The organism is Vibrio profundum (assembly GCF_050337555.1).
Lineage (GTDB): Bacteria > Pseudomonadota > Gammaproteobacteria > Enterobacterales > Vibrionaceae > Vibrio > Vibrio profundum.
On sequence record NZ_JAKJTA010000019.1, the window covers coordinates 21,909 to 43,651 of the forward strand.

18 protein-coding genes and 1 riboswitch are annotated in these 21,743 nt (G+C 47.8%); of the genes, 11 read left to right on the top strand and 7 right to left on the bottom strand.

What is annotated here, in order from left to right:
• Positions 1-300: 300 nt before the first annotated feature.
• Genes ilvG through ilvA form a run of 5 tightly spaced genes read left to right on the top strand, consistent with a single transcriptional unit; the run spans position 301 to position 6,588 of the window.
• Positions 301-1,947 carry an acetolactate synthase 2 catalytic subunit gene (gene ilvG, locus L4C34_RS16450; RefSeq protein ID WP_428790431.1) on the top strand — a complete coding sequence of 549 codons (1,647 nt, stop codon included), beginning with the start codon at positions 301-303 and terminating at the stop codon, positions 1,945-1,947.
• 10 nt (positions 1,948-1,957) lie between these two features.
• Positions 1,958-2,242, top strand: a complete 285-nt coding sequence (gene ilvM / locus L4C34_RS16455) for an acetolactate synthase 2 small subunit (RefSeq protein ID WP_428790432.1) — start codon at positions 1,958-1,960, stop codon at positions 2,240-2,242.
• 12 nt (positions 2,243-2,254) lie between these two features.
• Positions 2,255-3,202: a branched-chain amino acid transaminase gene (locus tag L4C34_RS16460; protein WP_428790433.1), complete on the top strand. Its 948-nt coding sequence runs from the start codon at positions 2,255-2,257 to the stop codon at positions 3,200-3,202.
• An 11-nt stretch (positions 3,203-3,213) separates the two neighbouring features.
• Positions 3,214-5,055, top strand: coding sequence for a dihydroxy-acid dehydratase (ilvD, locus tag L4C34_RS16465; protein ID WP_428790434.1), 1,842 nt, complete (start codon positions 3,214-3,216; stop codon positions 5,053-5,055).
• Between the two features lie 3 nt (positions 5,056-5,058).
• Positions 5,059-6,588 (top strand): threonine ammonia-lyase, biosynthetic, encoded by a 1,530-nt coding sequence (ilvA, locus tag L4C34_RS16470; protein WP_428790435.1) that lies wholly within the window; start codon positions 5,059-5,061, stop codon positions 6,586-6,588.
• Positions 6,589-6,737: 149 nt separating this feature from the next.
• Here the strand turns inward: ilvA and L4C34_RS16475 are convergent, their stop codons facing one another.
• Complete coding sequence (locus tag L4C34_RS16475) at positions 6,738-7,457, bottom strand: SDR family oxidoreductase (protein WP_428790436.1); 720 nt, start codon at positions 7,455-7,457, stop codon at positions 6,738-6,740.
• A 270-nt stretch (positions 7,458-7,727) separates the two neighbouring features.
• On the opposite strand from L4C34_RS16475, the gene acuI reads away from it, so the two are divergent.
• The gene (gene acuI / locus L4C34_RS16480; RefSeq protein WP_428790437.1) at positions 7,728-8,708 is read left to right on the top strand and encodes an acrylyl-CoA reductase (NADPH); all 981 of its coding nucleotides are present in this window, start codon (positions 7,728-7,730) and stop codon (positions 8,706-8,708) included.
• Positions 8,709-8,742: 34 nt separating this feature from the next.
• Here acuI and L4C34_RS16485 read toward each other — a convergent pair whose 3' ends face one another.
• Positions 8,743-9,684 carry a LysR family transcriptional regulator gene (locus L4C34_RS16485; RefSeq protein WP_428790438.1) on the bottom strand — a complete coding sequence of 314 codons (942 nt, stop codon included), beginning with the start codon at positions 9,682-9,684 and terminating at the stop codon, positions 8,743-8,745.
• A 374-nt stretch (positions 9,685-10,058) separates the two neighbouring features.
• Here L4C34_RS16485 and tusA point away from each other — a divergent pair, with 374 nt between their 5' ends.
• The gene (gene tusA, locus L4C34_RS16490; protein WP_428790439.1) at positions 10,059-10,307 is read left to right on the top strand and encodes a sulfurtransferase TusA; all 249 of its coding nucleotides are present in this window, start codon (positions 10,059-10,061) and stop codon (positions 10,305-10,307) included.
• Between the two features lie 16 nt (positions 10,308-10,323).
• Here the strand turns inward: tusA and L4C34_RS16495 are convergent, their stop codons facing one another.
• Positions 10,324-10,881, bottom strand: a complete 558-nt coding sequence (locus tag L4C34_RS16495; protein WP_428790440.1) for a TMEM165/GDT1 family protein — start codon at positions 10,879-10,881, stop codon at positions 10,324-10,326.
• Positions 10,882-10,974: 93 nt separating this feature from the next.
• Positions 10,975-11,087, bottom strand: a riboswitch (yybP-ykoY riboswitch).
• 189 nt (positions 11,088-11,276) lie between these two features.
• Between L4C34_RS16495 and glyQ the strand changes: the two genes are divergently transcribed.
• The 4 genes from glyQ (at position 11,277) to L4C34_RS16515 (ending at position 16,254) form a co-directional block, all read left to right on the top strand.
• The gene (glyQ, locus tag L4C34_RS16500) at positions 11,277-12,197 is read left to right on the top strand and encodes a glycine--tRNA ligase subunit alpha (RefSeq protein ID WP_428790441.1); all 921 of its coding nucleotides are present in this window, start codon (positions 11,277-11,279) and stop codon (positions 12,195-12,197) included.
• A gap of 2 nt (positions 12,198-12,199) precedes the next feature.
• Positions 12,200-14,266: a glycine--tRNA ligase subunit beta gene (gene glyS, locus L4C34_RS16505; RefSeq protein ID WP_428790442.1), complete on the top strand. Its 2,067-nt coding sequence runs from the start codon at positions 12,200-12,202 to the stop codon at positions 14,264-14,266.
• 187 nt (positions 14,267-14,453) lie between these two features.
• Entirely contained in the window at positions 14,454-15,698 is a 1,245-nt protein-coding gene (locus L4C34_RS16510; RefSeq protein WP_428790443.1) for a valine--pyruvate transaminase, read from the top strand.
• Positions 15,699-15,843: 145 nt separating this feature from the next.
• Positions 15,844-16,254, top strand: coding sequence for a hypothetical protein (locus L4C34_RS16515; RefSeq protein WP_428790444.1), 411 nt, complete (start codon positions 15,844-15,846; stop codon positions 16,252-16,254).
• 52 nt (positions 16,255-16,306) lie between these two features.
• Here the strand turns inward: L4C34_RS16515 and L4C34_RS16520 are convergent, their stop codons facing one another.
• From L4C34_RS16520 to dnaN, 4 genes are all read right to left on the bottom strand, one after another.
• A complete protein-coding gene (locus L4C34_RS16520; RefSeq protein ID WP_428790445.1) occupies positions 16,307-16,744 on the bottom strand; it encodes an Hsp20 family protein in 438 nt (145 codons plus the stop codon).
• A gap of 356 nt (positions 16,745-17,100) precedes the next feature.
• Positions 17,101-19,518 (bottom strand): DNA topoisomerase (ATP-hydrolyzing) subunit B, encoded by a 2,418-nt coding sequence (gene gyrB / locus L4C34_RS16525; RefSeq protein ID WP_428790446.1) that lies wholly within the window; start codon positions 19,516-19,518, stop codon positions 17,101-17,103.
• A gap of 14 nt (positions 19,519-19,532) precedes the next feature.
• Positions 19,533-20,612: a DNA replication/repair protein RecF gene (recF, locus tag L4C34_RS16530; RefSeq protein ID WP_428790447.1), complete on the bottom strand. Its 1,080-nt coding sequence runs from the start codon at positions 20,610-20,612 to the stop codon at positions 19,533-19,535.
• Between the two features lie 16 nt (positions 20,613-20,628).
• A complete protein-coding gene (gene dnaN / locus L4C34_RS16535) occupies positions 20,629-21,729 on the bottom strand; it encodes a DNA polymerase III subunit beta (protein WP_428790448.1) in 1,101 nt (366 codons plus the stop codon).
• Positions 21,730-21,743 lie beyond the last annotated feature (14 nt).

Sequence of the window (21,743 nt, forward strand, 5' to 3'; positions counted from 1 at the left end):
AAGCCCAACACAAGAAAATTAAAATGCGCTTGAACCTTCATTTAAACACTATTATTAGCCTGATTGTCGTGGTCATTATTGATACCGCGCGGGGGCGAGTGGAAGAAAGGTAACCACAAATTTTCAAAAAACCCCCGCACTGAAAAGTCCGGGGGTTTTTTTTAACCTTTAAAACACAACATGCACAGTATATTGATAACTTGTCGGCCGTTGACAGTATCAGTACCAAAGAAGGATGGGAGCACACATGAACAGAGTCCAAGGCAATAGCCTAGCCCAGCACCAAAGGAGATTTAGGTAATGAAGGGAGCTGAATTAGTCGTTGCCGCTCTGAGGCAACAAAATATCCAAACCATATTTGGCTACCCAGGCGGAGCAATCATGCCCATCTATGACGCTCTATACGATGGCGGCGTAGAGCACATTTTGTGTCGGCATGAGCAAGGTGCGGCTATGGCGGCTATTGGTATGGCCAGAGCCTCACAAAGTGTCGCAGTGTGCATGGCTACCTCCGGACCGGGAGCCACCAACCTAGTCACGGGCCTCGCAGATGCCTTACTTGATTCTATCCCTATCGTGGCCATCACCGGCCAAGTCGCCAGCTCCCATATTGGTACCGACGCTTTTCAAGAAATGGACGTGATTGGCATGTCCCTTTCCTGTACTAAGCACAGCTACCTAGTAACCGACATCAACGATCTCGCGCCAACATTGGCTGAAGCATTTCAAGTCGCGCAATCTGGTCGACCGGGCCCCGTCATTGTTGACATCGCGAAAGACGTACAATTAGCACAAACATCTGTCACGACATTGCCATCCGTAATCATGCCCCCTTTACCTGAGGCTTCAGCTCAGCAGTTAAGCGATGCCCAACATTTGCTTGCTGAAAGCACCCGACCTGTCTTGTATGTAGGCGGCGGAGTGCAATTGGCCAACGCCACGGACACCGTTCGCGAGTTTCTGAGAAGCAACCCAATGCCATGCGTCAGCACATTAAAAGGGCTTGGCAGTATCGAACGGCATGACCCTCACTATCTTGGCATGTTGGGTATGCATGGCACCAAAGCTGCCAACCTTGTGGTGCAAGAGTCCGACCTACTCATTGTTGTCGGTGCGCGGTTTGATGACCGAGTCACGGGTAAGCTCGATACTTTTGCACCTCACGCCAAAGTGATCCACTTGGATATTGATGCGGCCGAACTCAACAAACTTCGTCATGCCAATGCTCCGCTACGCGGCGATATTAACCACCTGCTTCCACAACTCACGGTCACCCAAGATCTCTCACCTTGGCTACACCATAGTGAAAGCTTACGCAGCGGATTCAAATGGCGATATGATCATCCTGGCGAGCTTATTTTTGCCCCACTGCTGCTAAAGCAGCTGTCGGATATGATGCCCGATAGCGCGATTGTCTCGACTGATGTTGGTCAACATCAAATGTGGGCGGCTCAACATATTCAACCAAGGCAGCCACAAAACTTTATCACCTCTGCAGGATTAGGCACCATGGGCTTTGGCTTGCCTGCGGCGATGGGCGCAGCTGTCTCTAGGCCGCAAGACCAGTCGATTCTAGTCACGGGCGACGGTTCATTTATGATGAACGTGCAAGAACTGGGTACGCTGAAACGCCGCCAAATCCCAGTCAAAATCGTGCTATTGAATAACCAGCGCCTTGGCATGGTGAGACAATGGCAGTCGCTATTTTTCGATGGACGCCATAGCGAAACCATTCTTGATGACAATCCAGATTTTGTCATGTTGGCCAAAGCGTTCGATATTCCGGGTAAAACTATCACCAAGAAACACGAAGTAGAGCCTGCACTACAAGAACTGCTGGCAAGTGATACTTCTTACTTACTGCATGTGTTAATCGATGAAGAAGAAAACGTTTGGCCACTAGTGCCGCCGGGTGCTTCAAATAGCGATATGTTGGAAAACACCTAAGGGACTAAAAATGAACAGATATTTAATCGATATAAAAGCCGATGATAAGCCTGTACTCGTAGAACGTATACTGCGTGTTGTTCGACATCGCGGATTCGTCATCAAGCAAATTGCCGCAACACAAAACCACCAAAGCAAGATTGCCAGTGTCGAAATAATCGTCGATAGTGATCGCCCTATCTCTTTCTTAACCAATCAGGTTGAGAAATTATGGGATGTACGCAGTGTTGAAGTCACTGCACTCAATAGCGACGAACTACCCAATAATAATTTACAACAAAACATACGCGCATAAAGGAAGACGAGAATGGCAACGACAACAGCAGAATATATTTGGTTTAACGGCAAACTGGTTCCTTGGGCAGAAGCAAATGTCCACGTACTCTCTCACGCTATGCATTACGGTACTTCCGTTTTTGAAGGTGTACGATGCTACGACACACCAAATGGCCCAATTGTTTTTCGCCATAAAGATCATGCCCAGCGTTTGATCAACTCCGCCAAGATTTACCGTTTCCCGATTCCATATTCTGTCGATGAGTTAATGGAAGCCACACGCGAAACGCTACGCTCGAATAAATTGACGTCAGCCTACATTCGCCCACTTGGCTTTGTCGGCAATGTTGGTCTGGGCGTTTGCCCACCTGCTGACACGAATATGGACGTTATCATCGCCGCTTTCCCTTGGGGTGCCTACCTTGGTGAAGAAGCCTTGGAAAATGGCGTCGATGCGATGATTTCCAGCTGGAACCGCGCTGCGCCGAATACGACCCCAACGGCTGCGAAAGCAGGCGGCAATTACTTATCTTCGTTGTTGGTCGGCGGTGAAGCGCGTCGCAATGGTTATGATGAAGGCATCGCACTCAGCGTAGACGGATACCTATCTGAAGGCGCCGGTGAAAACATCTTTGTTGTTAAAGATGGCGTACTGCTTACCCCGCCAGCCACCAGCGCGATTTTACCCGGTATCACTCGTGATTCTATTATGGTGATTGCCCGAGAAAAAGGTTATGAAGTCAAAGAAGTCAACATCGCCCGCGAAGCACTCTACCTCGCCGACGAGATCTTTATGACAGGTACTGCGGCCGAAATCGTGCCAGTACGCTCGGTTGACAAAATCGAGGTTGGCAGCGGAAAACGTGGGCCAATCACGCAAGAGCTGCAAGCGGCCTACTTCGGCCTATTCAATGGCACCACTGATGACAAATGGGGTTGGTTAGATTACGTATACCCTGATGACACCCTAAGTAAATAAGGAAATAACACATGCCAAGCTATCGTTCAGCCACAACTACTCACGGTCGCAATATGGCTGGTGCGCGCGCTCTATGGCGCGCCACTGGCGTGAAAGATGAAGATTTTGGAAAGCCGATCATTGCAGTAGTGAATTCGTTCACTCAATTTGTTCCAGGCCACGTTCACCTAAAAGATCTCGGTCAACTGGTCGCAAGAGAAATTGAGAGTGCGGGCGGAATTGCCAAAGAGTTTAATACCATTGCTGTCGACGATGGTATCGCAATGGGTCATGGGGGCATGCTGTATTCCCTACCCTCTCGCGAGCTTATCGCCGATTCAGTTGAATATATGGTTAATGCTCACTGCGCGGACGCAATGGTGTGTATCTCAAACTGCGACAAAATCACGCCGGGAATGCTGATGGCGTCTATGCGCCTCAACATTCCGGTCATCTTTGTTTCCGGTGGCCCAATGGAAGCCGGAAAAACCAAGTTGTCTGATCAACTGATCAAACTCGACTTGGTGGATGCCATGATGCAAGGCGCAGACCCAAGCGTCTCCGACGAGCAAAGTGAGCAAGTGGAACGCTCAGCCTGTCCAACTTGTGGCTCATGCTCGGGAATGTTTACCGCCAACTCGATGAACTGCCTAACCGAAGCGCTCGGCTTATCTCAGCCGGGTAATGGCTCAATGCTCGCCACTCACGCCGATCGCAAAGACTTATTCGTCAACGCGGGAAAACGCATCGTCGCACTCACCAAACGTTACTATGAACAAGATGATGCTAGCGCACTGCCACGTAACATTGCCAACAAAGCGGCATTTGAAAATGCGATGGCGCTAGACATCGCCATGGGCGGCTCAACCAATACCGTTTTGCACTTACTGGCTGCCGCGCAAGAAGGTGACATTGATTTCGATATGACGGACATCGACCGCATGTCACGCCAAATCCCCCATCTATGTAAGGTTGCTCCTTCCACTCCGAAATACCATATGGAAGACGTGCACCGTGCTGGCGGTGTCATTGGTATTCTGGGCGAGCTCAATCGCGCTGGTCTTCTCAACAGCCAAACTCGCACCGTACTAGGGCTGAGCTTAGAAGAACAGCTCACCCAATACGATATCAAGCAAACGGAAGACCGCGCAGTGATTGATTTTTATCGCGCAGGTCCTGCAGGTATTCGCACCACACAAGCCTTTTCGCAAGACTGCCGCTGGGATGAAGTCGATGACGACCGCGTGAATGGCTGTATTCGCACCAAAGAACATGCCTACAGCCAAGACGGCGGCCTCGCAGTTTTGCAGGGCAATATCGCACTTGATGGCTGCATCGTCAAAACCGCTGGGGTTGATGAAAGTAACTTGATCTTCCAAGGTCCTGCGGTGGTGTTTGAAAGCCAAGACGACGCGGTAGACGGCATTTTAGGTGGTAAGGTTAAAGCAGGCGATGTCGTCGTCATTCGCTATGAAGGTCCAAAAGGTGGGCCGGGTATGCAAGAAATGCTCTACCCAACCACGTATTTGAAATCGATGGGGCTTGGCAAAGAGTGTGCTCTACTGACTGACGGTCGTTTCTCCGGTGGCACGTCGGGCCTGTCGATTGGCCATGTATCACCCGAAGCCGCCAATGGCGGAATTATAGGTTTGGTTGAATCGGGCGATACCATCAGCATCAATATCCCAAGTCGCTCTATTACGCTCGACGTAGGCGACAGCGAGTTGGCGGCGCGACGTGAAAAACGTGATGCGCTCGGTTGGAAGCCGGCTAATCGCCAGCGCCAAGTGTCGTTAGCCCTTAAAGCTTACGCCAGTATGGCCACCAGCGCGGACAAAGGAGCCATTCGCGATAAATCGATGTTTGAGGATTAAGCGATGACCTTAACCAATAAAACTGGCGCAGAGTACCTGCGCCAAATTCTGCGCTCTCCCGTTTATGAGGTTGCCACCGTCACGCCACTGCAAGGTATGGAGCGGTTATCGGAACGCATCGGCAATCAGGTTCAAATCAAACGAGAAGATCGACAGCCAGTGCATTCTTTTAAATTGCGCGGCGCGTATGCGATGGTCTCTAGCCTGACGGCCGAGCAAAAAAATGCGGGGGTTGTCGCGGCGTCAGCCGGAAACCACGCACAAGGGTTAGCTTTATCAGCACAAAAACTGGGTATCAAAGCCACTATCGTGATGCCAAAAACGACCCCTGCGATAAAAGTTGAGGCTGTAAAAGGATTTGGCGGCCAAGTTATCTTACATGGCAATAACTTTGACGAAGCCAAAACTGAAGCCGAGCGCCTATCGTTGGCACACGGCTATACCTTTGTTCCGCCATTTGACCACCCATTGGTCATTGCGGGGCAAGGCACCATTGGTATGGAAATGCTGCAACAAAATGGCCACCTCGATTGCATTTTTGTGCCAGTCGGCGGCGGCGGTCTCGCCGCTGGCGTGTCAGTATTGGTCAAACAATTAATGCCAGAAGTCAAAGTCATCGCGGTCGAACCTGAAGATTCAGCTTGCCTCAAAGCGGCCTTAGATGTCGGTGAGCCTGTGGTACTGGATCAGGTGAGCATGTTTGCTGATGGCGTCGCGGTGAAACGTATTGGTGATGAAACCTTTCGTTTATGCCAAGCCTATATTGACGATCATGTCTGCGTATCCAGCGATGAAATTTGCGCGGCGGTCAAAGATATATTTGAAGACACCCGCGCCATCGCCGAGCCTTCGGGCGCACTGGCCTTGGCTGGGTTGAAAAAATATGTTGAGCAACACCAGCTGCAAGACAAGCAATTAGCCACTGTGCTATCTGGCGCAAATACCAATTTTCACGGCTTACGTTATGTCTCAGAACGTTGTGAATTAGGTGAGAAACGAGAAGGTTTACTCGCCGTGACCATTCCGGAAAGACAAGGGGCGTTTTTTGAGTTTTGTCATTTAATCGGTGGCCGAGCCGTGACCGAGTTCAACTATCGCTATAACGATGACAAACTGGCCAATATTTTTGTCGGGGTTCGATTGCAATCCGGTCAGGAAGAACTCGATGGCATCATCCAAGACTTACGTAATGGCGGCTATCCCGTGGTTGATCTCTCCGATGATGAAATGGCCAAACTGCACATTCGTTACATGATCGGCGGCAAACCATCTAAGCCGCTCAAGGAACGGTTATACAGCTTTGAGTTTCCAGAATACCCAGGCGCATTACTCAAGTTTCTCAGCACCTTGGGCACACACTGGAATATCAGCCTATTTAACTACCGTAATCACGGCGCCGATTATGGTCGAGTGCTATGTGGTTTTGAATTGGATGAATCAGATCTTGGCCAGTTTTCCAGCCATGTTAGAGAGCTTGGCTACCATTACAAAGATGAGACCGACAATCCGTCTTATCAGTTCTTTCTTTCATAGCCAACAATAAAAAATCGGAGCGGCTTAACCTAAATCATAAGACACTAAAAGTCATTAGCTCAGGTTAAACCGCCCCGATTATTTTGCGCGGGCTAGCCGCGCAACTGTCGTGGTTACCTCAAAGAGTCGGTGCTCTTTAAGAGTAAACCTTAAGGTTGCTGACGAGTTGCCGCGACCACGATTTCACGGATACACACGCCTTGAGGCTGCTGGTAAGCAAACTCTACGGTGCGAGCAATGTCATCCGCTTGCAGAGCGCCGCCCATGGTCCCTTTCCAATCTTCATAACCGTCTTTGATATCGTTTGACGTTGTGTGGGACAGAAGTTCTGTTTCGACAGCGCCTGGGGCAATGGTCGTCACACGAACATTAGACTCCGACACTTCTTCACGTACGTTTTCTGAAATTGCGTGTACCGCAAACTTAGTTCCGCAGTAAGCAGCGTGGTTAGGAAATGTCTTACGACCAGCAATAGAGCTCACGTTAATAATAGTGCCAGATTGACGCGCTTTCATTGGCGCTAGCACAGCTTGCATACCGTTCATCAAACCAATCACATTCACATCGAACATGGTTTTCCATTCTGCCGCATCTTGTACGTCTAGCTCGCTCAGTAGCATCATACCTGCGTTGTTAACGATGCAATCTGTTGGGCCATACACTTCTTCCGCTTTCGCAATCGCGGCTTCAAATGACGCTTTGTCCGTCACATCCACTTTTTCGCATAATGTGTTTGGCAGTTTCAGTGCCTCTAAACGCTCAACGCGACGTGCTAACAATAGTAACGGGTGGCCCGCATCACTTAGACGACGTGCAATTGCTTCACCGATACCAGAACTTGCACCTGTAATCACGACTAATTTTTTCATAACTTGCTCCAAATATATCTTGTTTAGTGAGCAACAACACGACTGTCGTTGCGATGGGAGAATAATAGTCGAACATGGTCGTGTTGATATATAGCCATTAAATCAAAATACTGTTTCCATACAGCAACAATAACAAACCCTCACTACCCGACAAAAGAAATACCAGTCATGCACAGAGCGCATAGTACTAATGATAAAGTTTCATTTTTATCATAGCTAAGAAAGGCCTACACTGAGTACGTCTTCCGTAACGGCCCCATGGAGAAAAACATGTTTCAAGCCTTAGTTCTAAATCAAATAGATAAGCAGACCCTCACCAGCATTGAAGCGCTAGACGAATCAGCGTTGCCAGCCGGAGAAGTGTTGGTCGAGGTCGATTACTCGTCACTCAATTACAAAGATGGGCTGGCCATTACAGGGAAAGGCAAAGTCGTTCGTCAATTTCCTATGGTGCCGGGGATCGATCTGGCGGGAAAAGTCATCAGCTCAGAAGATGCACGCTACCAAACTGGTGACCAAGTCGTTTTAACCGGCTGGGGGGTAGGCGAAAAACACTGGGGCGGCATGGCGCAAAAAGCACGCTTGAAAGCTGATTGGTTAGTCCCTCTGCCAGAAGGGCTTAGTAGTAAACAAGCCATGATGGTTGGCACTGCGGGGTTTACCGCCATGCTATGTGTACAAGCGCTGATTGATGCCGGAGTAACAACTGATTCAGGAGAAATACTGGTCACGGGTGCAAGTGGTGGTGTGGGCTCCGTCGCCGTCACACTACTGGCTAAGCTTGGTTATCGTGTCGCAGCGGTTACCGGCCGCGTGGAAACAAATGGGCCGTTATTAAAACAGCTTGGTGCCTCACGCGTTATCGAACGCAGTGAATTCGCGCAACCGGCGAAACCGTTAGAAAAGCAGCTATGGGCTGGGGCAATCGACACCGTTGGTAGCCAAATGCTCGCCAAAGTTCTGGCACAGATTGATTATAATGGCGCTGTCGCGGCGTGTGGATTAGCTGGCGGCGCAGACTTACCGACTTCTGTTATGCCCTTCATTCTACGTAATGTACGCTTACAAGGAGTAGATTCAGTGTCATGCCCAACAGATAAGCGAGTAAAAGCTTGGCAATCACTCGCCAACCTATTGCCTGAGAGCTACTTTGCGCAAGCGTGTACTGAAATTACACTGGCGCAAGCACCTGAATATGCCGATAACATCATCGCCGGAAAAATCACTGGCCGCGTCGTGATAAAACTCTAACGCTTCATTTCGGCTAGGCTAGGGTCTAGCCGAATTATGTTGCATCCTTACTGCTTTTTGGGTGGTCCAGCGCTTCGCCGCAGTGCTTTTTTACCATATCTCGCAACCATTGCTGAGATTTGGAATATTCACTGCGCTGGTGCCAAATCATCGAATACTCAAACGGTGCAAATGAAAACGGCAAGGGTTTCACGACCATATTATGCCGTGCAGCAACTAAATACGCTAAGTCAGCAGGAACTGTGATGATCAATGGAATCGAGTCAATCAGTGCTAAGGCCACTTCAAGATGGGATGCTGACAGAGAGACTTTGCGCGCAGGGTGGTGACTCAATGCTTGTTCGATTAACGCCCTCACGCCATCACTAATTGCGATCATCGCATGCGGATAAAAAAGATAATCGTCCAGAGTTAGGTTCTGCTCGGCTAACGGGTGGCTGGCAGCAAGCAAACACATGACCCCTACATCACCTAACCGTTCACTATGAAGCCCTGCTAATGGAACCGTTGGTCGGCAAATGACTAAATCTGCGCCATCGTGCGTCAACTGCTCCGTCAATCGCTCGTGTTGTACTGGGATAAATTCAAACGCCACTTGCGGAGCGTGTTGATAAATCTTCGGTAACGCATGAGGAAGTAGCGCTTTCATCGCGTAATCGGTCGTCGCTACCACAAAGGTTTTATCACACTGACTTGGTTCAAACGACTGCTGCGACAACATTTGACACATCACCTGCAGCGGCTCTGCAAACATGCGATTAGTTTCCAGCGCTTTTTCAGTTGGTATTAGGCGCTGTCCTTGGCGGGTAAATAGCGGATCATCAAGCATGTCGCGCAATCGCCCCAACACCCGGCTCATCGCCGATTGCGTTAAATGCAACCTAGCCGCCGCCTTGCTCACACTGGATTCTTCAATTAAAACGCGCAACGCCACCAGTAAATTCAGATCGCGACGGTACACTTCCTCAATTTCCAATTCACTTATTCCCGTTGGCTTTTATGAGTTAAGTGTACCTAGGGTCGGTGAACCTTTCGAGGGCGGCACGGATTAATAGATAAAAAAATCCCGCCTTAGTCAGCGGGTAAGCCCAAGAAATTGGGGATAGTGTCGGAATATATCTGAACGAAATCTTACAAATGCCTAACAACCTAGCGTAGGGTACACATAACCAACTGGCTATATTACTCTGCGCCCTAAACAACAAATGATCCTGCACGTCAACCAATACACTTGTTATCAGGTTGTTAATTAAATTAAAGGAAAAGTGATGCTTTGCCAAGAGGTTATTGAATATTTTTTTTCTCTAAGTATTATCTAACCTCCAATTGCAAAGCTAGGTAGATACCGCCATGACACTAAATTCTGAACTCGCCACCCATACCCTTGATGCACAAGGATTGCGTTGCCCAGAACCGGTGATGATGGTGCGAAAAACCATTCGCAAGATGAAAGAGGGCGAAGTATTGCTAGTACAAGCTGACGACCCTTCAACCACGCGAGACATTCCAAGTTTCTGCCGATTTATGGATCACCAACTCATTGCCGAGCAAACTCAAGACCTACCTTATTTGTTCTTAATCCAAAAAGGCATGGCCTAACACTAAGTCTGTGCGACTAAATCCGCGCCAGCGCAAAGGCGGCCATGACGACAAAGACACAAGCGGTCAGTTTCCTAACCAACGCCATAGGTATTTTGTCCGCAGAAAACTGCCCCAGAAGCACCACTGGGATGTTGGCTAACATCATACCTATGGTTGTGCCCAGAACCACCCATCCAACGGCGTCACTATATTGAGCGCCTAATATAGATGTGGCGACTTGCGTTTTATCGCCAATCTCTGCCAATGAGAACGCGATAAAGCTCGCCATAAACGGCCCTCGATTGGGGACAGTGTCGTCGTCATCTAATTTGTCTGGCACTAATATCCACACCGCCATCGACACTAAACTTGCCACTACCACCCAATTCAAAACCTGTGGGGATAACCAACCTGCCAACATCACACCCAGCCACGCCGATGCAAAATGATTGATAGCCGTCGCCAACAAAATCGCTAGGATGATTGGGATCGGCTTGCGGTAACGGCTTACCAGCAGGAAAGATAACAACTGAGTTTTATCGCCAATTTCAGCCAAAGTGATACTGGTGATCGAGGCAGCTAATACACTCACAATTTATACTCAATAAGGCGGGGATGATGAATTTCAACCATAGACAAACGCCATGCCCCACCTTGGTTCATGATGTTTGTCTAAGGTCTTGCTAAACTAAAAGGCTTTAGTCTTGTACGCCATGGTGATTGTGCACCAAGTATGTTGACGTACAAACTTAACTTAATAGGGTTAAGTTAAGTAAGCTACTCCCCAAAGACGGGCGAATTGTAATGACTATTCTGGCTGCTCGCAAGTCTTCTTAGCGGTCGACATTTCATCTTGATGCCAAATTCCAGAAAAATTGCTCTGAGACGATTAAATAAGCAAGATTACCCCTACTCGGCCAAGCGATAAATCGCTATACTGACCCGCTAATTTATCGAATAATTTAACAAGATCGCGCGAACCTGACTATGCAAAAATACGATATCAAAACCTTCCAGGGAATGATCCTCGCGCTGCAGGATTATTGGGCTCAAAATGGTTGTACTATTGTTCAACCACTAGATATGGAAGTCGGTGCTGGCACCTCTCATCCAATGACATGTCTACGAGCGCTTGGCCCAGAGCCAATGTCGACCGCTTACGTACAACCTTCACGTCGTCCGACTGATGGCCGTTATGGTGAAAACCCTAACCGCCTACAGCACTACTACCAATTTCAGGTGGCGCTGAAACCGTCTCCTGACAATATTCAAGAGTTGTACCTTGGGTCCCTTGAAGTTCTTGGTGTCGATCCGCTAGTCCACGACATTCGCTTTGTTGAAGATAACTGGGAAAACCCGACGCTTGGTGCATGGGGTTTAGGCTGGGAAGTTTGGCTAAACGGCATGGAAATCACTCAGTTTACCTATTTCCAACAGGTTGGCGGCCTTGAGTGTAAGCCCGTCACCGGTGAGATCACTTACGGCATTGAGCGCCTAGCGATGTACATTCAAGAAGTGGATTCCGTTTACGACCTAGTCTGGAACGTAGGACCTGACGGTTCTATCATCACTTACGGCGATATTTTCCACCAAAATGAAGTTGAGCAATCAACATACAACTTCGAGCACGCCGACGTTGATTTCCTATTCGGATTCTTTGACCAATGTGAGAAAGAGTGTAAAGAGTTGCTCGCTCTTGAAAAGCCGCTACCACTTCCTGCGTACGAGCGCATTTTAAAAGCTGGTCACGCCTTCAACCTGCTTGACGCCCGTAAAGCCATTTCGGTGACGGAGCGTCAGCGCTACATCCTACGTATCCGCAACCTAACCAAAGCGGTTGCCGAGGCGTACTACGCGTCACGTGAAGCACTTGGCTTCCCTATGTGTAAAAAGGTTGAGGAGAAGTAATCATGGCGAAGAATTTTCTAATTGAGCTAGGTACGGAAGAGCTACCACCCACAGCACTGCGTTCACTAGCTGAAGCTTTTGCTGCCAATTTTGAAGCTGGTCTGAAAGCCGCTGAGCTTTCTCACGAAGGCGTAAAATGGTATGCCTCCCCTCGCCGCCTTGCCCTCAAAGTCGCAAGCCTAGCAGAAGGCCAAGCCGATAAAATCGTTGAAAAACGCGGCCCGGCTGTTTCTGTCGCATTTGATGCTGACGGCATCCCAACCAAAGCTGCCCAAGGCTGGGCGCGTGGCAACGGCATTACCGTTGATCAAGCAGACCGCCTAAAAACCGACAAAGGCGAGTGGCTTCTTTTCAAACAAGAAGTGGCTGGCAAACCCGTTCAAGCATTAGTATTGGATATCGCAGCCAAAGCGCTAGCAGGGTTACCAATCCCGAAAGCAATGCGCTGGGGCAACTCGGACATCCAATTTATCCGCCCAGTAAAAACACTCACTGTCCTACTCGGCGATGAACTTATCGAAGGCTCAATCTTAGGCGTTGCATCAGGCCGTACCATTCGTGGTCACCGCTTCATGGGTGAGCAAGAGTTCACTATTGAATCTGCTGACCAATACCCTGAAATCTTAGCGGAACGTGGCAAAGTCATGGCCGATTACGATGCCCGTAAAGCCATCATCCTAGCCGATGCAAAAAAAGCAGCCGCAGCGGTTGGCGGTAAAGCTGACCTAGAAGATGATCTTGTTGAAGAAGTGACATCTTTGGTTGAATGGCCCGTGGTATTAACAGCGAAGTTCGAAGAAGAGTTCCTCAAAGTACCTTCTGAAGCTTTGGTTTACACCATGAAAGGTGACCAAAAGTACTTCCCTGTCTATGACGACAACAAGAAACTACTGCCTAACTTTATCTTCGTATCTAACATCGAGTCTAAAGAACCTCGCTACGTTATCGAAGGTAACGAAAAAGTCGTTCGTCCACGTCTTGCGGATGCAGAGTTCTTCTTCAACACAGACCGTAAGCGCCCTCTGATCGACCGTTTACCTGAACTCGACCAAGCTATTTTCCAAAAGCAGCTGGGTACTATCAAAGACAAAACTGATCGCATCACCGAACTTGCTGGCTACATCGCTGACCAAATCAGTGCCGACGTTGAAAAATCGAAGCGTGCAGGCCTGTTGGCTAAATGTGACCTAATGACCTCTATGGTATTCGAGTTTACCGATACTCAAGGCGTCATGGGAATGCATTACGCCACGCACGACGGTGAAGATGAGCAAGTTGCCTTAGCGCTTTACGAGCAGTACATGCCTCGCTTCGCGGGCGATGATCTACCAAGCACCGGCATTTCTTCTGCCGTTGCCATGGCCGACAAACTAGACACTATCGTCGGTATCTTTGGTATTGGCCAAGCACCAAAAGGCTCTGACCCATTTGCTCTGCGCCGCGCATCACTCGGTGTCCTACGTATCATCGTTGAAAACGGCTACAACCTAGACTTGACCGACCTTATCGCGAAAGCGAAAGCGCTTCTAGGCGACAAGCTCACCAACGACAAGGTTGAAACTGACGTTATTGAGTTCATGCTCGGTCGTTTCCGCGCTTGGTATCAAGATGCTGGGTTCAGCATTGATATCATCCAAGCGGTACTGGCCCGTCGCCCAACCAAACCAGCTGATTTTGACCAACGCGTGAAAGCCGTTTCTCACTTCCGTGAATTAGAAGCAGCTGAAGCACTGGCAGCCGCAAACAAACGTGTGGGCAACATCTTAGCCAAGTTTGACGGTGAATTAGCCCAAGAGATTGATCTCGCGCTTCTTCAAGAAGATGCAGAAAAAGCACTGGCGGAAAATGTTGAAGTAATGACTGAAGCGCTAGAGCCTGCGTTTGCAACGGGTAACTACCAGCAAGCACTGAGCAAGTTAGCCGATTTGCGAGAGCCTGTTGATGCGTTCTTTGACAACGTCATGGTAATGGCCGACGACGAAGCTTTGAAGCGTAATCGCCTCACGCTGTTAAACAAACTGCGCAACTTATTCTTAGAAATCGCGGATATTTCTCTACTGCAGAAATAAACGCCACGACTTAAAAATCAGTAAGCGACACTTTTTAAGCCCAGTAACTAAGCTGGGCTTTTTTGATCCCGCAAGCTAAATAGCACTTTGACCAACCCATACATTAAGGTATGTTGATTAACGATAATATCGAGTCCGGTTGAACCGACTTATTAGAGGCATACACATAACTTAGGTACTTTACGTAATGCAATTTTCAAAGTTTGGTGAAAAATTTAATCGATACTCAGGTATCACCCAGCTCATGGATGATCTCAATGATGGCTTGCGCACTCCTGGTGCCATCATGCTTGGTGGGGGAAATCCGGCCGCGATCCCCGAAATGCTCGATTACTTTCATCAAACCACCGATGAAATGCTGAAAAGCGGTGAGCTTGTCTCCGCGATGACCAACTATGATGGGCCACAAGGCAAAGACGCATTCGTAAAATCCCTAGCCACTCTGCTTAAAGATACCTATGGCTGGGATATCAGCGACAAAAATATTACTCTGACCAATGGCAGCCAAAGCGGTTTCTTTTATTTGTTTAACCTCCTTGCTGGCAAACAGCTAGATGGCAGCCACAAGAAAATCTTACTGCCCCTTGCACCAGAATATATCGGTTATGCCGATGCCGGTGTCGACGATGACATCTTTGAGTCGTACCAGCCAGAAATTGAGCTGCTTGAACAGCGATTATTCAAATACCATGTTGATTTTGAAAAGCTTAAAGTAGATGAGACCATTGCGGCTATTTGTGCTTCTCGGCCAACGAACCCCACCGGCAACGTGCTAACCAACGAAGAAATTAAGAAGCTTGATCAGCTGGCTCGAGCCAACAACATTCCACTGATCATTGATAATGCTTATGGTGTCCCATTCCCAAATATCATTTTTGAAGACGTCGAACCTTTCTGGAATGAAAATACCATCCTATGCAAAAGTTTATCGAAACTGGGGCTACCTGGATTACGCTGTGGGATCATTATTGCCAACGAAGCCATCACTAAAGCGCTAACTAACTTAAATGGTATTATCAGCTTAGCGCCGGGAAGTCTTGGCCCTGCGATTGCTCATCGCATGATAGAAAGTGGCGATCTACTGAAGCTAAGCAAACAAGTCGTCCGCCCCTATTACAAAGAAAAATCTCAGTTCGCGGTGAACTTGCTACAAAATGCTATCCCCGACCCGAGGTTTCGAATTCATAAGCCTGAAGGAGCCATGTTCCTATGGCTATGGTTTGATGAATTGCCGATCACCACAATGGAGCTCTATCAGCGCTTAAAAGCGCGTGGTGTGCTGATTGTCCCTGGGGAATATTTCTTCTTTGGCCAAGAGCAAAACTGGGCACATGGCCGTCAATGTATCCGCATGAACTACGTTCAATCAGAAGAAATGATGTCCAAAGGCGTTCAAATTATTGCCGAAGAGATTGAAAAAGCATACGGCTAGCCACGCATATAGAGAAAATTGCCTCCAATATAGTACAACTGACTTGGAAGCCAACTATTGAGGCGCACTGCACCGGATCAGAGCTATCTTCACCCGCTATACTAGAGTAAGGGATACCCTACAATACAGTGGAGATAGCAAACAAATGACGAACCCACTGCTCTCTCTTATTCGAGTCGGCACACTGCTTATTGTATTAAGCGGTTGTAGCGATCCCTCTTCTCTATCTGGTATGTATCTCGGCGATGATTCCAAAAGTCGATTAACTTTCAATGGCGATATCATAGAATTTACGGTTGCCGGTCATGAGATACATCGCCCCTTTGTTTTGGTGGACGACCATCTCCATATCGATCTACGCAAAAAAAACTCAGAGCAACGAGACGAGTTAGTGATGTATATTCAAAAGCAAGGCCAAGTTCTGACATGTAATTCCTGTGGCAAGTATCGTCTAGCCAATGTTTGGTATAAGGCGGGGTCAGGCCACCATGCCAATGATGGTCACGATCACTCGGCCGCTGTTGAAAAAAACCTTGTTGAGCATCACGACCACTAGCCCTAAAAAACAAAAAGAGCGCATAGAGCGCCCTTTATCCGTTTTTTGAAAATTAATCGTTTTCGATTAATTTTTTACCGTTGATGGATATTTTACGAGGTTGCATGGATTCTGGGATTTCACGTTCTAAATCCACATGCAACAAACCGTTTTCCATCTCTGCGCCAATCACTTTCACGTAGTCCGCAAGTTGGAATTTACGTTCAAAATCACGTTCAGCAATACCTTGGTACACATAATTTTTTTCTTGCTCAGTTTGACGCTCACCACGCACAATCAGCATGTTCTCTTTTTGCGTGATATCCAAATGTTCGTCAGCAAAACCCGCTACCGCCATGGTAATACGGTATTTGTTCTCGTCTTGCTGCTCGATATTGTATGGAGGGTAACCGGCAGATGCGTTTTTGGCGTTGCTGTTTTCCATTAGGTTAAACAAACGGTCGAAGCCAATCGCGTTACGGTATAAAGGAGTGAAGTCTAAATTACGCATAATACTATCCTCTTAAGAAGCAATAGCCTTAGCTCACGCACATGATTCGGCGTTAAGCTAAGAGAGTTCACGATCATTCCATATAGCGCCTATACGCATGGAAATGATGGGGAATCTCAGTTCAAGTTGTGTGCTTTCCCTGTGTAGCCAGCGGAATAACTCGCTGTGATACGGGACAAGCGTTGCAGAGGCCCTATCGGCATCCTCTTCATAACTAGATATAAGGACGAGGTAGCAGTGTTTCAAGAGAAAAAGATAAAATATTTTATCTTCTGTTACTTTTCATAGTATTAAAACAAAAACCCCGCTAAACACTTCGTGGTGTTTAGCGGGGTTTTCCATTTTATCAGCAGTAACTAGACGTCTAGGTTGGTCACTTTCAACGCATTTTGCTCAATGAAGTTACGACGCGGTTCAACTTGGTCGCCCATTAAAGTGGTGAACAATTGGTCAGCGCCAACGGCATCTTCAATGGTCACTTGCATCATGCGACGTGTGTCTGGGTCCATCGTGGTTTCCCATAACTGATCTGGGTTCATTTCACCCAAACCTTTGTAGCGCTGTAAACTAAGGCCACGACGTGATTCTTTGATAAGCCACTCTAATGCTTCTGCAAAGCCGTTCACTGGCTGGCGGCGCTCACCACGTTTAATGTAAGCCCCGTCTTCAATTAAACCATGTAGCGCTTCAGACAAACTAGCCAGTTTTCCGTATTCTTTAGAACCGACGAAATCAATGCTCAACACATGCTCATGGTTCACACCGTGTGTACGCACATTTACTTTCGGCAAGTTCAAGCCAAGTTCGACATGCTGCTCCATCTCAAAGCTATATTCGCTCGCACCGACTTCTTTGGTATTTAGCTGCTCAACCAATTGGTTGCCCCAAGCCTCAACTTTCTGCGCATCTTGGCATTGTTCTGCAGTCAAACGCGGCACATAGATGAGTTCATGCACCAAAGAACGCGGATAACGTCGGCTCATACGCTCAACCAGCTTAATGCCAGCATTGTATTGTTGGACCAAGCTTTCCAACGCCTCACCACCTAATGATGGTGCCTCAGCATTGACATGTAGCCCGGCATTATCTAACGCCAGCGCCACTTGATATTGGCCCATTGCCTCTTCATCTTTAATATATTGCTCTTGTTTACCTTTCTTCACTTTGAACAAAGGTGGCTGGGCAATGTAAATATAGCCACGTTCAATCAACTCCGGCATTTGACGGTAGAAGAACGTTAGCAGCAGAGTTCGGATGTGAGATCCATCGACATCCGCATCTGTCATGATAATGATGTTGTGGTAACGCAACTTATCTGGGTTGTATTCATCTCGGCCAATACCACAACCTAAAGCGGTAATCAGTGTCGCGACCTCTTGCGAAGACAACATTTTATCAAAGCGCGCTTTCTCCACGTTAAGGATCTTACCTTTAAGTGGCAATATGGCTTGGTTCTTACGATTACGCCCCTGCTTGGCTGAACCGCCCGCAGAGTCGCCCTCCACAATGTATAATTCAGAGAGAGCCGGATCTTTTTCTTGGCAATCCGCCAACTTACCCGGTAGGCCAGCTAAATCCAGCGCGCCTTTACGACGTGTCATCTCACGGGCTTTACGCGCCGCTTCACGAGCGCGAGCCGCATCGATGATCTTCGAACACACCATTTTGGCTTCATTCGGGTTCTCAGCGAGAAACTCAGATAGTTTTTCACCCATCACAGACTCAACCGCAGACTTCACTTCAGAAGAAACCAGCTTATCTTTGGTTTGGCTTGAGAATTTTGGATCCGGCACTTTCACCGACACCACGGCGGTTAACCCTTCACGAGCGTCATCACCAGAAGTTGAGGTCTTCTCTTTTTTCGAAAAGCCTTCTTTATCCATGAAGGTGTTCATCGTTCGAGTCAACGCGGCTCTAAAGCCCGCTAAATGAGTCCCGCCATCACGTTGAGGAATGTTATTGGTGAAACAGTAAATGCTTTCTTGGAAACCGTCGTTCCATTGCATCGCCACTTCGACAGAAATGCCATCTTCACGTTCAAAATCAAAATGAAAAACTTTGTCATGAATTGGATTTTTATTGGTGTTGAGATGGCCAACAAATGCCTGAATGCCACCTTCATACTCAAAGTGATCGCTTTTATCTTCTTCGCGTTCATCAATAAGCTTGATCGACACGCCAGAGTTTAGGAATGACAGTTCACGTAAGCGTTTCGCTAAAATATCGTAGTGAAACTCAATGTTGGTAAAGGTATCAGCACTTGGCCAGAAACGAAGTTTCGTACCTGTTTTATCGGTATCGCCAACCGCAGCTAATGGCGCTTGAGGCTCGCCATGACGATAAGTTTGAGTATGAATAGAGCCGGAGCGGTTGATTGTCAGCTCGACTTTCTCAGACAAAGCATTCACTACCGAAACACCAACCCCGTGCAATCCGCCGGAAACTTTGTACGAGTTATCGTCAAACTTACCACCCGCATGCAGCACGGTCATAATAACCTCGGCCGCCGACACTTTCTCTTCTGGGTGCATTTCAGTAGGAATACCGCGACCATCATCGCTAACCGACACTGAACTATCTTCATGAATAGTGACGATAATATCTTTACAATGACCCGCCAGCGCTTCATCAATAGAGTTATCCACCACCTCAAAGACCATGTGGTGTAAACCAGTACCATCATCCGTGTCGCCGATGTACATCCCAGGACGCTTACGTACGGCATCCAGCCCTTTTAGCACTTTAATACTCGATGAATCGTAATTTTCTGACATGAGTCACTCTCTATTTATTCCTGCTCTATTGCGCCGTGTTCCACATGGAACACTTTACCATTCTCGCCACGCATATCGGCAATCTGGCGATCGGTAATAGAACTTACAAAAACTTGAGCCCCCGTCGCTTTTAAACAATCTGCGAGACGTTGGCGACGTTGGCTATCTAACTCGGAAGCAAAGTCATCAATCAAATAGATGCACTGCTTACCCGTCATTTCGGTGAGGTGTTGCCCCTGCGCGACGCGCAAAGCACACACCATCAATTTTAATTGGCCGCGTGAAAGGACATCTTCCACAGGCGTGCCATTTACTTTAATTTTTAAGTCGGCCTTGTTCGGGCCACTAAAGGTGTAGCCTAAGGCAACATCTCGTTCAAAGTTATTTTGCAACACATCTAGGTAGGGGCTATCTTTGTCCCAACCTCGATAATACTTCAACTGAATCTCAAACTCAGGTAAAAATTCACCGCATAGTTTTTGCGCGGTTTTTGTAACTTGCTCAATATAGTGCTGACGCCAGGCGCTAATATTTTCAGCTAAACGGGACAATTCTTGATCCCAATAGCTGATTTCTCGATAGCTTCTGGTTGATTTCAATAGTGCATTGCGCTGTTTGGCTAAACGTTTAAAACGTCCCCAAGCCTCGTAGAAGGCAGGTTCAGTATGAAAGACACCCCAATCGATAAATGCTCGCCGGGGTTTGGGCCCTGCCGTCAATAAATCAAAGCCTTCCGGGTGAATCAACTGCAGTGGCAATACATTGGCGAGCTTGGCAAGCTTCTGTCCTGCTTGCCCTCCTATTTTAACCTCTGTCGTGCCATCGCGCTGCTTATTAATGCCAATCGGTAGCTCAAACTGATCCGAGGTCAAAAAACGGCCATGGACGAACAGTTGATCGCATTGGTCTTGAATGACTCGCCCTGTCAGAGAGCTCTTAAACGAGCGACCATGTCCGAGCAAATAAATCGCTTCTAGTAAACTGGTTTTGCCACTGCCATTGGGGCCAATAAGAAAGTTAAAGCCTGATGATAGTTGAATATCACAGGCTTTGATATTGCGAAACTGCTGGATGACCAGGCGAGTAAGGGGCATAAAGTTAACTAGGCAACTACAAGCGGATCGGCATCACCACATACATGGCAGTGTCATCTTGCGCATCTTCCAGCAATGCACTGGCATTGGCTTCCGACATGGAAATCGTCACTTGTTGGCAACGAAGTGTATTTAGAATGTCGAGCACATAACTAACATTGAAACCGATTTCTATAGCGTCACCTTGAAAGTCGACATCCAACAATTCTTCAGCTTCTTCTTGTTCTGGGTTACTGGCTGTAATACGCATTTCACCCGCTTCCAAGTTTACTCGTACGCCACGAAACTTTTCATTCGACAAAATTGCGGCGCGAGAAAAAGCTTGTTTGAGTTCATCGCAACCCGCCAGCAGCGTCTTAGTAGTACTTTGTGGCACCACTCGACGATAATCAGGAAAGCGCCCATCCACCAGCTTAGAAGTAAATACGAATTGATCCACTTCAGCGCGGATATTTGCGCTTCCCACCTGCAACACGACGGTTTGATCAGGCGAATCTAATACCTTCACCAGCTCTTGTACGCCTTTACGCGGCACAATAATCTGCTTTTTTTCGAACTGACCAGAGAGCTGAGTTTGTGCAACAGCCATACGGTGGCCATCGGTAGCTACGGCTCTGAGCGTGCTGTCTTCTATCTCAAACAGCAAACCATTGAGGTAATAACGAACATCTTGATTGGCCATCGAGAATTGGGTTTTTTCTATTACGCCACGCAAATCTTGTTGCGATAGAGAAATCTCTAACTCATTGTGCCAATCTTCGATATTAGGGAAATCGTTGGCGGGTAACGTTGCCAAAGAAAAACGGCTGCGGCCAGAGCGCACTTGAACCCGATCGCCTTGCAATACAAAAGTAATAACGGCATCGTCGGGCAAACCGCGACAAATATCTAAAAACTTGCGTGAAGGTACCGTAATACTGCCAGCCTCAAATTCATCTTGCAGATTCACGCGACTGATCAATTCAATTTCTAAATCGGTAGCCGTCATCGACAAGACGCCGTCAGAAACACTCAGCAATAAGTTAGCCAAAATAGGTAACGTCGGTCTGCCGCCTAAGGCGCCCGAAACTTGCTGTAGCGGCTTAATCAGATAACGACGCTCTACGGTAAATTTCATAGTTTACTCTTAAT